This is a genomic window from Mesorhizobium amorphae (assembly GCF_014843845.1).
GTDB lineage: Bacteria > Pseudomonadota > Alphaproteobacteria > Rhizobiales > Rhizobiaceae > Mesorhizobium > Mesorhizobium amorphae_A.
In genome coordinates, this window is sequence record NZ_JHQS01000130.1 from 83896 (window position 1) to 95584 (window position 11689).

The 11689-nt window shown below is 64.6% G+C and carries 10 protein-coding genes and 1 tRNA gene; 5 read left to right on the top strand and 6 right to left on the bottom strand.

Features of this window, described 5'->3' with window-relative positions; all coding sequences use genetic code 11:
* Positions 1-12 precede the first annotated feature (12 nt).
* On the bottom strand, positions 13-1410 hold the full coding sequence (thrC, locus tag DH08_RS34575) for a threonine synthase (RefSeq protein ID WP_192183674.1): 1398 nt from the start codon (positions 1408-1410) through the stop codon (positions 13-15).
* A gap of 128 nt (positions 1411-1538) precedes the next feature.
* Between thrC and DH08_RS34580 the strand changes: the two genes are divergently transcribed.
* On the top strand, positions 1539-2258 hold the full coding sequence (locus DH08_RS34580) for a hypothetical protein (protein ID WP_192183675.1): 720 nt from the start codon (positions 1539-1541) through the stop codon (positions 2256-2258).
* A 29-nt stretch (positions 2259-2287) separates the two neighbouring features.
* On the opposite strand, the gene DH08_RS34585 is transcribed toward DH08_RS34580, so the two are convergent.
* Entirely contained in the window at positions 2288-2977 is a 690-nt protein-coding gene (locus DH08_RS34585) for an HAD family hydrolase (RefSeq protein ID WP_192183676.1), read from the bottom strand.
* A 192-nt stretch (positions 2978-3169) separates the two neighbouring features.
* Here DH08_RS34585 and DH08_RS34590 point away from each other — a divergent pair, with 192 nt between their 5' ends.
* The gene (locus DH08_RS34590; RefSeq protein WP_006206321.1) at positions 3170-4303 is read left to right on the top strand and encodes a site-specific DNA-methyltransferase; all 1134 of its coding nucleotides are present in this window, start codon (positions 3170-3172) and stop codon (positions 4301-4303) included.
* A 1-nt stretch (position 4304) separates the two neighbouring features.
* On the opposite strand, the gene DH08_RS34595 is transcribed toward DH08_RS34590, so the two are convergent.
* On the bottom strand, positions 4305-4919 hold the full coding sequence (locus DH08_RS34595) for an HAD family hydrolase (protein WP_192183677.1): 615 nt from the start codon (positions 4917-4919) through the stop codon (positions 4305-4307).
* Complete coding sequence (mutY, locus tag DH08_RS34600; protein WP_192183678.1) at positions 4916-6046, bottom strand: A/G-specific adenine glycosylase; 1131 nt, start codon at positions 6044-6046, stop codon at positions 4916-4918. The genes DH08_RS34595 and mutY overlap by 4 nt, the downstream gene beginning before the upstream one ends.
* A gap of 34 nt (positions 6047-6080) precedes the next feature.
* Between mutY and DH08_RS34605 the strand changes: the two genes are divergently transcribed.
* The 3 genes from DH08_RS34605 (at position 6081) to smc (ending at position 11037) form a co-directional block, all read left to right on the top strand.
* On the top strand, positions 6081-6590 hold the full coding sequence (locus DH08_RS34605; protein ID WP_192183679.1) for a DUF721 domain-containing protein: 510 nt from the start codon (positions 6081-6083) through the stop codon (positions 6588-6590).
* 142 nt (positions 6591-6732) lie between these two features.
* Positions 6733-7476 (top strand): DsbA family protein, encoded by a 744-nt coding sequence (locus tag DH08_RS34610; protein ID WP_192183680.1) that lies wholly within the window; start codon positions 6733-6735, stop codon positions 7474-7476.
* Between the two features lie 102 nt (positions 7477-7578).
* A complete protein-coding gene (gene smc, locus DH08_RS34615) occupies positions 7579-11037 on the top strand; it encodes a chromosome segregation protein SMC (RefSeq protein WP_192183681.1) in 3459 nt (1152 codons plus the stop codon).
* Between the two features lie 50 nt (positions 11038-11087).
* On the opposite strand, the gene DH08_RS34620 is transcribed toward smc, so the two are convergent.
* Together DH08_RS34620 and DH08_RS34625 are read right to left on the bottom strand one after the other, a co-directional pair.
* Positions 11088-11162: transfer RNA gene (locus DH08_RS34620), tRNA-Gln, on the bottom strand.
* Positions 11163-11283: 121 nt separating this feature from the next.
* Complete coding sequence (locus DH08_RS34625) at positions 11284-11628, bottom strand: VOC family protein (protein WP_192183682.1); 345 nt, start codon at positions 11626-11628, stop codon at positions 11284-11286.
* Positions 11629-11689 lie beyond the last annotated feature (61 nt).

Consider the following 11689-nt stretch of genomic DNA (forward strand, 5'->3'; position numbering starts at 1 on the left):
GGCTAGTACTCCCTAACGCGCCGCCCGCGTGTGGCGTGTAACATAATCTTCCACCATTTTCAGGTCGGATGGAAGTACCGTGTATTTTTCGTCGGCTGACATCAAGGAGCCTAGCCATGCGGGCAGGGCCGGCGACACGCCGCAGGCCTCTTCGACGGCGGCCGGAAACTTGGCCGGATGCGCGGTGCCCAGCACCACCATAGGCACGGCGGCTGTGGCCTTGCCGGCGGCGACATGCATGGCCGCGGCCGTGTGCGGGTCGAGCAGATAATTACTGGCTTCGAGCGTCGAGCGGATGGTGGCGGCGACCTCGTCGACACCGGAGCGGCCGGCATCGAATTCGGCCCTGATGCTGGCGATTTCGCCTGTTTCGATGGTGAAGGCGCCGGACTGCTTGAGCCCGTTCATGTAGCGACGCACTGTCGCGGCATCGCGCCCTGCCGCCTCGAACAGCAGGCGCTCGAAGTTCGACGATACCTGGATGTCCATCGACGGCGATGTGGTGGCGAAGACGCCCTTGGTGCGGTACTCGCCGCTAGCAAGCGTGCGCGCCAATATGTCGTTGTCATTGGTGGCGATGATCAGCCGCTCGATCGGCAGCCCCATCCTCTTGGCGGCATAGCCGGCGAAGATGTCGCCGAAATTGCCGGTGGGCACGGTGAAGGACACCGGCCTTTCCGGCGCGCCGAGCGACAGCGCCGAGGAGAAATAATAGACGATCTGGGCCATGATGCGGGCCCAGTTGATCGAATTGACGCCTGACAGCGAAACCCGATCGCGAAAACCGTGGTCGTTGAACATGTCCTTCACCAGGCCCTGGCAGTCGTCGAAATTGCCTTCAAGGGCCAGCGCATGGACATTGGCGGCGGTCGACGTCGTCATCAGGCGCTGCTGCACCGGCGAGACCTTGCCGTGCGGGAAGAGAATGAAGATGTCGGTGCGGTTGCGCCCGGCAAAGGCGTCGATGGCGGCACCCCCGGTGTCGCCGGAGGTTGCGCCGACGATTGTTGCACGCTGGTCGCGCTCGGCCAGGACATGGTCCATCAGCCGGGCCAGCAGCTGCATCGCCACGTCCTTGAAGGCCAACGTCGGGCCGTGGAAGAGTTCCAGCACGAAGGTATTGGCGCCGGTCTGCACCAGTGGACAGACGGCCTCGTGACGGAAGGTCGCATAGGCTTCGCGCACCAGTTTCTCGAACACTGGCGCCGCGATTTCACCGCCGAGGAACGGCGTCAGCACGCGGATGGCGAGGTCGGGATAGGTAAGGCCGCGCATGGCGCGGATATCGGATGCCGAAAACTGCGGCCATTCGCGCGGCACATAAAGCCCGCCGTCGCGCGCCAGCCCGGCCAGCACCGCGTCGGAAAATCCAAGCACGGGCGCATCCCCGCGGGTACTCACATATTGCATCGTCACATTCCGTTCTTTCCGGGCGTTTCATTCACCGCAAGGTGGTTAATTTTCCGAGCCGGATCAGTCGCATTTTTGCCGCGCGGTTGATATACGTCACCAGCTTTGCGAGAGGGAAGTGCAGTTTCATGGCGTTTTATTCGTTCAACAACCGCTTTGTCGCGGGTCTGGCGCTCACCGGCTTTATGCTTGCCGCCGCCGGTTGCCAATCGAGCGACAATGGCGTTCTCAACCTCGGCTTCGGCAAGAAGGACACCCAGGCGCCACCGCCGCCGCAGGATCCCAAAGTGCTCGCCAGCCAGTTGCGCGCCTACTGCCCGAAGGTGACGTTGCGCGACGGCACGGCCTTCTTCAGCACCTATGCCAAGGGCTCGGCCAAGCCCAGGAAGAAGACCGACGCCGCTCAGGATGCCGCAGCTGCCCAGCCGGCGCCCGACGGCACCATCGTCGATCCCGATCGCGATCCCGCCAAGGTCATCTACCAGGCCTCGATCACCGACGTGACCCGCGACTGCAGCAATGCCAACGGCCAGCTGTCGATGAAGATCGCGGTCGCCGGCAAGGTCGTTCCGGGACCGATGTTCGCGCCAGGCACGATCACCATGCCGATCCGCGTCGCGGTGATGCATGGCACCGAGGTGCTCTATTCGCAGATCCATCCCTATCAGGTCCAGGTCACCGACCCCTCGGCCGCCACGCAGTTTGTCTTCACCGACCAGAACGTCGTGGTGCCGGAGCCGACAGCGCAGGACTACCAGGCCTTTGCCGGCTATGACGAGGGCGCCCCGAAAGCCGCGACGGACAAGCCGAAGGGCAAGAGGAAGAGAGCCGCCCCCGCGACGAACTGACCCGCTTAAAGCGGCTGCGGACTGCCCTTTCAGGCGTCCGCGGACCACTCAGACAAAGCCTCGATCACGCTTTTCAGCTCCGCCCAGCGGCGAATGACGGTTTCCGCGCCGGCCTCGGTCAGCGCGTCGGCATGGCCGGGATAGCTGTGCCCGGCGCCGGTGAAGCCGATGACGCGCATGCCGGCCGCCCTGGCGCCGGCGACGCCATGCACGGAATCCTCGATGACGAAGGTGTTTTCCGGCTTCGCGTTGAGCTTTTCGGCGGCAAGCAGGAACACGTCCGGGGCCGGCTTGGTTTTGCCGGTCGGTGTTTCCATCGCCGAGAAGATGCGGCCGGCGAAGAACGGCAGCAGATGCACTTTGTCCAGCATGAACTCGATCCGCTCGGAGCGCGAGTTGGAGCAGATGCAGCGCGGCACGGTCACCGCCGCGACCGCTTCGCGCACGCCGTCGATAGCGCGCACGTCGCTGCGCAATTTGCGGTCGACCAGCTCTTCGGCGCGGTCGATCAGCGAGACCTGGAACGGGATGCGGGATTTTTCTTCGACCCGTATCATGATGTCCTTGAAAGTCAGCCCGGCATAGGTCTCGGCAAGTTCCTCCGGCGATATCTCATAGCCGGCCGAGGTCAAAAGCTCGGCTTCGATGCGCGCGGCGATGATTTCTGAATCGACGAGCACGCCGTCGCAATCGAATATGACAAGGTCTGGCTGGGGCATGGCAATCCGAACAAGGGAAGGATGGTGGGCGGCCCGACAGGGCTCAGGCGGCGCGGCATACACCAACAGGCCGGGCTTCGCAAATTAACCGGGCCTAGGCGGCCGAACCGGTTCCGCCCTTCACCGAATATTTACGCTGATCGGTAACCATAACAGGAAGTAAAACAGTAACGCGTGCCCTTGGGTGTAACAATGTCAGCCGTGCGTCTTCTCGACGAGCTTTCCCACGCTCCCCAGCAATCCGAATGGCTGGACACGATCCTGAAGGGCGACTGCGTCGCGGCACTCGACCGGCTGCCCGAAAAATCGATCGACGTCATCTTCGCCGATCCGCCCTACAACCTTCAGCTCGACGGCGACCTGCACCGGCCCGACCAGTCCAAGGTCGACGCCGTCGACGACGATTGGGACCAGTTCGAGAGCTTTGAAGCCTACGACGCATTCACCCGCGCCTGGCTGCTGGCGGCGCGCCGCGTCTTGAAGCCGAACGGCACCATCTGGGTCATCGGCTCCTATCACAACATCTTCAGGGTCGGCGCCCGGATGCAGGATCTCGGCTTCTGGATCCTCAACGACGTCGTCTGGCGCAAGACCAACCCGATGCCGAACTTCCGTGGCCGCCGCTTCCAGAATGCGCATGAGACGATGATCTGGGCCTCGCGCGACCAGAAGGGCAAAGGCTACACCTTCAACTACGAAGCGCTGAAGGCATCCAACGACGACATCCAGATGCGCTCCGACTGGCTGTTTCCGATCTGCACCGGCGGCGAGCGGCTGAAGAACGAGAACGGCGACAAATTGCACCCGACGCAGAAGCCGGAAGCACTGCTGGCCCGCATCATGATGGCCTCGACCAAACCGGGCGACATCGTGCTCGATCCCTTCTTCGGCTCCGGCACCACCGGCGCGGTGGCAAAACGCCTCGGCCGCCACTTCGTCGGCATCGAGCGCGAGCAGGCCTATATCGATGCCGCCAACGAGCGCATCGATGCCGTCCGGCCGCTGGACGGCGAGGATCTCACCGTGCTTACCGGCAAGCGCGCCGAGCCGCGCGTTGCCTTTGTCAGCCTGATCGACACCGGTCTTATGCTGCCCGGCGCCACGCTCTATGACGCCAAGAAGCGCTGGGCGGCCAAGGTGCGCGCCGACGGCACGGTGGCCATCGGCGATAGCGCCGGCTCGATCCACAAGATCGGCGCCGAGGTGCAGGGGCTGGACGCCTGCAACGGCTGGACCTTCTGGCACTATGAGCGCAGCGGCGGCCTCACCCCGATCGATGAACTGCGCCGCATTGCCCGCCTCGGCATGGAGCGGGCAGGGGCCTGATTCAGCTCACCTTGATCCCAAGACGCTCGAGGTCCGCCTTGAGCGTTTCGGCGTCGGTGAACAGCACCGCTTGCCAGCCGGCAGCCTTGGCGCCGTCGACATTCTTCTGGCTGTCGTCGATGAACAGCGTCGCTTCGGGCTCGAGGCCGAACGCGGCGACGTGATGGTCGTAGATGGCGCGGTCAGGCTTGATCTCGCGGATGTCGCCCGACACGGTCACGCCGCGCGGATGGTTCAGAAAATCGAAGCGCTGCCGGGCTTCGGCAAGCGTGTCGGTGGCAAAATTGGTCAGCATGGTCACGTCATGGCCAGTGTCGATCAGCTTCTCCATGATGGCGACGCTCTCGTCATAAGCGTGCGGCACCATGTCGTGCCAGTGGCGGCGGAAATTGCGAATATTTTCAGCATGATCGGGGTGTTCGGCGATCAGCAGCGCCTCCGCCTCTTCCCAGGTCCGGCCACGGTCCTGCTCGATGTTCCAGTCGCTGGTGCAGACATTGTCGAAAAACCACTTTCTCTCTTCGGCATCCGGGATCAGGCGGCTGAACGGGATATTCGGATCGTAATGGATCAGCACTCTGCCGATGTCGAAAACGATGTGGCGGATTTCAGTCATGCAGGCCTCTTTGCGGTATGTGGCGACGGCTTTTTCGTTGCGCCGGGTATCGCAGCCTCGATTGCCTTTTTCATGACAGTCGGCAACGCCTCGCCTGAAATGTCCGATGGCAGCGACCAGAAATGGCCGGCTGGGGTGTCGCCGCTCACCTGCGCATGAAAGACGTCGATTTCGAGCGCGAAATGGGTGAAAACGTGCGCGATCTGCCCGGCAAATTGCCAGTCGGCGGCAAACGGCGCCGCAGCCGCCGTAGTCGCTCCGTCCATCCGCGCCGTCCAAGCCGTGGTCGGTACTTCGGTCATGCCGCCAAGCAAGCCCTTGTCCGGGCGCTTGCGCAACAGGATGGCGCCATCGCCACGCACGGCCACGAAGGCTGCTCCGCGCCGCAAGGGCCTTTCCGCCTTCGGCAAGCGAACCGGGAAGCGTTCGGGGTCGCCTGAAAGAATGGCGCTGCAATCCGCCCGCAGCGGGCACAGCATGCAGCGTGGCCTACGCGGCGTGCAGATCGTCGCGCCGAGATCCATCATCGCCTGGGCGAAGTCGCCCGGTCTTTTGTCCGGAACCATGCGCTCGACAAGCGCGCGGATTTCGGGCTTGGCTTCACTGAGAGGCGTTTCGATCGAAAACAGCCGGGAGACGACACGCTCGACATTGCCGTCGACGACGGCCGCCGGCCGGTCGAAGGCGATCGCCGCGATCGCCGCCGCCGTGTAGGCGCCGATCCCCGGCAGTTCCCTGAGGCTAGCTTCGTTGTCCGGAAAGCTGCCGCCACGCCGCGCCACGAGATCGGCGCAGGCCTTGAGATTGCGCGCCCGTGAATAGTAGCCGAGCCCGGCCCACGCCTTCATCACGTCTTCTGTCGACGCAGCGGCCAGAGCCTCGACATCAGGCCATTTCTCGACGAAAGCGCGAAAATAGGCTTTGACCGCCTCGACCGTGGTCTGCTGCAGCATGACCTCGGACAGCCAGACGCGGTAGGGATCGGGTTTTGTACCTGACGCCAGCGCGCGAGGCGCGATGCGCCAGGGCAGGTCGCGGTGATGCGCGTCGTACCAGGCAAGCAGGCGGGGCGCGATCTCTTCGCTCTCCCTGGATGCGGCCTTGCGGGTCTGATCGTGCGGTGCCATTGATCGCTTGGTTGGAGCGGACTGGAGAACGCACATGGCAGGGAAAAAGCCCTTCGGCAATCCCGTTCCGGTGAGCGATCTCGCGACCGAGATCCTTGATCCGGTGCTGCGCAAGCGCGCCGGCATCTCGATCGGGCTGGTCCAGTCATGGGAGGAGATCGCCGGACCCCGGCTTGCCGGCCGTTCGCGCCCCGAGAAGATCCAGTGGCCGCGCCGCCTGCATGAGGACGATCCATTCGAGCCGGCGGTGCTGGTCATCGCCTGCGAGGGCATGGCCGCGCTGCATTTGCAGCACGAGGCCGGCGAGATCATCAACCGCGTCAATGCTTTCCTTGGATTCAATGCCATCGGCCGCATCAAGATCCTGCAGAAGCCGGTGATGACCGAAAAAGCCCGGCCGAAACCGGCTCTCAGGCCGCTGACATCAGCCGAGAAGGCCAAATTGTCCGATACGGTCGGCAAGATCGAAGACGATGGCTTGCGCGCCTCGCTGGAACGGCTCGGCGCCACTATTCTTGGCGAAAGGAAACCGCGCGGGTCATGAACGCGTCATCTATCTCGCGCATTCGTGATCATGCATATAGTCTTTGGCGATTGGAATGGGGACAGCGATGCCTTAATTCGCGCTAACTCTCGCCTTTTCTAGCCTTTGCATTGCAAAATCCAACTATTGTCAGGTGATTCGCATGAACCGTTCCCCGTTTGGCCAAAGCTTGTCTCGCAGAAACCTCTTGTCTTCGCTGGCCGCCGTTCCGGCTGTGGTTCTGCTTGCCGCTTGCAGCGACTCGGACGAGGAGGCCAAAGCGGCGGATGTGAAGCCTGCCGCTCCCGCCACCCCTGCGACCCCAGCCACGCCGGCCGCCGTCAAGGTGCCGGAAGCGCAGGGCACGGTCGACATGGCCGAACTTTTGAAGCCCGGCGCGTTGCCCGACAAGCAGCTCGGCAAGGACGACGCCAAGGCCACCATCGTCGAATACGCCTCGATGACCTGCCCGCATTGCGCGCATTTCAACGAGACGACCTTCCCTGAACTGAAGAAAAAATACATCGACACCGGCAAGGCCCGCTACATCCTGCGCGAATTTCCCTTCGATCCGAGCGCGGAGGCCGGTTTCATGCTGGCGCGCTGCGCCAAGGACAACTATTTCCCGATGGTGGACGTGCTGTTCAAGCAGCAGGCCAACTGGGTTGGCGTCAACAACACCAAGGACGCTTTGCTGCAAATCTCGAAGCTCGCCGGTTTTACACAGGAGTCCTTCGAGGCCTGCTTGACGGACCAGAAGCTTCTGGACGATGTGAGAGCGGTCCAGAAGCGCGGCGCCGATGAATTCAAGGTCGACTCGACGCCGACTTTCTTCATCAATGGAAAGACCTACAAAGGGGCGATGTCGATTGAGGAAATGTCGGCCATCCTCGACCCTCTGCTCTGACGCAGCGCCGAAGCGGCTGCGCTTCGGCGTGCGCACGCCTATGCCTTGCCGCGGGCTCAACCGCGGAACACTTCTGCCGGACCCGCTTGTGGGGCGGCGCGAATGAAGTTTTCGCGCCTTCGCCTCCTCGGTTTCAAGTCCTTCGTCGAACCCGGCGAGTTCGTCATCGAACGCGGCCTGACCGGCATCGTCGGGCCGAACGGCTGCGGCAAGTCGAACCTTGTCGAAGCGCTGCGCTGGGTGATGGGCGAAAGCTCCTACAAGAACATGCGCGCGTCGGGCATGGACGACGTTATCTTTTCCGGCTCAGGAACGCGTCCGGCCCGCAACACCGCCGAAGTCACGCTTTTCCTCGACAACAGTGACCGCACCGCGCCGTCGGCCTTCAATGATGCCGACGAACTGCAGGTGTCGCGCCGCATCGAGCGCGAGGCCGGCTCGCTCTACCGCATCAATGGCAAGGAAGCCCGCGCCAAGGACGTGCAGCTTCTGTTTGCCGACCAGTCGACCGGTGCGCGCTCGCCTTCGATGGTCGGGCAGGGCCGCATCGGCGAACTGATCCAGGCGAAGCCCCAGGCACGCCGCGCTCTGCTGGAAGAGGCCGCAGGCATTTCCGGCCTGCACACGCGCCGCCACGAGGCCGAGCTTCGGCTCAAGGCGGCCGAACAGAACCTGGAACGGCTGGACGACGTCGTCGGCGAGTTGGAAAGCCAGATCGAAAGCCTGAAGCGCCAGGCGCGCCAGGCCTCGCGCTTCAAGAACCTGTCGGCCGACATCCGCAAGGCCGAGGCGACGCTTCTGCATCTACGCTGGACGCTCGCCAAGTCCCAGGAAGGCGAGGCGCGTTCGGCGCTGGCGGTTGCCACGACGTTGGTCGGCGACCGTGCCGCAGCCCAGATGGCGGCCGCCAGGGAGCAGGGCATCGGCGCCCACCGGCTTCCGGATCTGCGCGACGCGGAAGCTGCCGCTGCCGCTGTCTTCCAGCGCCTGTCGATCGCCAAGACGCAGATCGAGGAGGAAGCGGGCCGCATCCGTGCCCGCCAGGCCGAACTCGAGCGCCGGCTGCAGCAGCTTGACGGCGACATCGCCCGCGAGGGGCGGATGGTGCGCGACAACGCCGACATCCTCGAACGCCTTCGCACCGAGGAGGCTACGCTCAACTCCGAAAATGCCGGTGCCGCCGAGCGCGAGGCCACCACGCGTGGCGCCTTCGAGCAAGCGGCAGCCACGCTCTCGCAGAGCGAAGCGAAGCTTGCCGCGCTGACCGCCGAACGCGCCGAAGCGGCCGCCTCGCGCAACCAGATCGAGCGCACCTTGCGCGAAACCGCTGAGCGTCGCGACCGCTTCGCCCGCCAGCTTGCCGAAGTCGACCGCGAACTGTCAGAGATTATTTCCAAGGTCGCCGGCCTGCCCGATCCCGCCGAGAAGCGGCTTCTGGTCGAGGACGCCCAGGCGCTGCTGGAACAGGCCGAGGCCAGTGCGTTATCAGCCGAGCAGGCCGTCGCCGAGGCACGCGCGGCCGAAAGTGCCGCCCGCCCGCCGCTGCAGGATGCCAAGGCCGAACTGGCGCGCATCGAGACCGAAGCCCGCACGCTGGCCAAGATCCTGAACGCAGCGAGCGGCGATCTCTTCCCCTCCGTTCTCGAACAACTCAGCGTCGAGCGCGGCTATGAGACAGCGCTGGGTGCCGCGCTTGGCGAGGATCTCGATGTCCCGCTCGACCGCAGCGCTCCGGTGCATTGGGGCGAAAGCGCGGTCCAGCCCGGCGATGCCGCGCTGCCGGAAGGCATCAAAAGCCTTGCCAGCGTGGTTCGTGCCCCGGCACAGCTTGCCCGCCGCCTGGCGCAGATCGGCATTGTCGACGCCGGGGACGGCCGACGGTTGCAGGCTCTGTTGGCTCCGGGACAGCGGCTGGTCAGCCGTGAAGGCGCGCTGTGGCGCTGGGACGGGCTGACGGCCAGCGCCGACGCGCCGACCGCGGCCGCGCAGCGGCTGGCCCAGAAGAACCGGCTGGCCGAACTCGACGCCGAGGCGGTCCAGGCGACCCTCGTCCTGCGCGAAGCCGAAGCAGCACTTGCCCAGGCCGAGCAGGCGCTTCGCCAGACGAGCGAGGCCGAGCGCAACGCCAGGCAGGCGGGCCGCGATGCCCAGCACGGACTGGACGCCGCCCGCAATGCGCTGGCCGAGGCCGAAAAGGCCGGCGGCGAACTGGTGAGCCGACGCGCTGCCCTCGACGAGGGGCGCGCCCGCGTCGTCGACAGCCATGAAGAGACGGCGGCCGCCTTCGTCGAGGCGGAAATGCTGCTGCAGAGCGCGCCCGATCTCGGCGACCTGCAACTGCAGCTCGAACAGTCCTCGGCCAATGTCGCAAAAGACCGTGCCACTCTGGCCGATGCGCGTGCCGTCCACGAAGGGTTGCGGCGGGAAGCCGAGGCGCGGACGCGCCGCCTCGAAGCCATTGGTGCGGAACGCCGAAACTGGCTGGAGCGGGCCGAGAACGCCTCGACGCAGATCGCCGCCCTTGGCGAGCGCAAGGCTGAGGCCGAGGCCGAGCGCGAGCGGCTGGCCGACGCGCCCGACGAGATCGACGCCAAGCGGCGCGCGCTGCTGTCGCAGCTCGCCGAAGCCGAGTCGCTGCGCCAGGCGGCGGGCGATCGCCTGCAGGAAGCGGAAAACAAGCAGGCCGAACTCGATAAGGCCGCAACGGCGGCGATCCAGTCGCTGGCCGAAGCCCGTGAATCCCGCGTCCGCGCCGAGGAGCGACTGACGGCGGCCGACGAGCGGCGGCTGGAGGTCGAGGCGCGCATTCAGGAAACGCTGAACACGCCGCCGCATCTGGTCATCCGCCATACCGGCCTGGAAGCCGACGACCCGATGCCCGAAATGGCCGAGATCGAGCGCCAGCTCGACCGGCTGAAGATCGAACGCGAACGGCTCGGCGCCGTCAATCTGCGCGCCGAGGAGGAGCAGAAGGAACTGTCAGACCGGTTGGAAACCATCGTTTCCGAGCGCGAGGACATCATCGAGGCGATCCGCAAGCTCAGGCAGGCGATCCAGAGCCTGAACCGCGAGGGACGCGAGCGGCTGCTTGCCGCCTTCGAGGTGGTCAACGGCCATTTCCAGCGGTTGTTCTCGCATCTGTTCGGCGGCGGCACGGCGGAACTGCAGCTGATCGAATCCGAAGATCCGCTCGAGGCCGGGCTCGAAATCCTCGCCCGCCCGCCCGGCAAGAAGCCGCAGACCATGACGCTGCTATCCGGCGGCGAGCAGGCCTTGACGGCGATGTCGCTGATCTTTGCCGTCTTCCTGACCAATCCGGCGCCGATCTGCGTGCTCGACGAAGTCGACGCGCCGCTCGACGACCACAATGTCGAGCGCTTCTGCAATCTCATGGACGAGATGTCCAAGACCACCGAGACGCGCTTCGTCATCATCACCCACAACCCGATCACCATGGCGCGCATGGACCGGCTGTTCGGCGTCACCATGGCCGAGCAGGGCGTCAGCCAGCTGGTCTCGGTCGACCTGCAGGCCGCCGAGGCGATGCGCGAGGCGAGCTGAGGTGGCCGGGCGAGCAGCCCGGATTTGATCTCATTTTTTGTTGGCAGGTTTGGCTGGGGCGCCAGGATTCGAACCTGGGAATGTCGGTACCAAAAACCGATGCCTTACCACTTGGCGACGCCCCAATAGCCATCAGAGTCGCTTGTGCGGCGCGTTATTAGCAGAGCAGCCAAAAAGCACAATGGCAATGAAGGGTGGTGTCGCCCACCTGATTTCGCAGTCCACAGCCGCGGCCAGGAGCGGCGTTTACTCGCTCCAGACCGCCATTTCGTTGCCGGCCGGATCGATGAAATGGAAGCGCCGGCCGCCCGGGAACGAGAAGATCGGCTTGAAGATGGTGCCGCCGGCATTTTCGACGGCGGCGAGCGTTTCTTCCAGATCCTGGGAATAAAGCACGGGCAGCGGTTTGGCTGGAGCTTCGCCGCCATCGGCCTGAAACCCGCCGTCGAGCCCTTCGGCAAAGGCCGAATAGGTCGGCCCGTAATCGGTGAACGACCAGGAAAAGGCGGCGCTGTAGAAAGCCTTCACACTGTCCAGCGTGCCTCCGGTCGCCGGCATTTCCAGATAGTCGAGTTTTCCGGTCAGTTTCATGACGCCACTCCATACAATGTTCTTGTTATGTTCTATTCCGTTACCTCCGATGCCGCAAGTC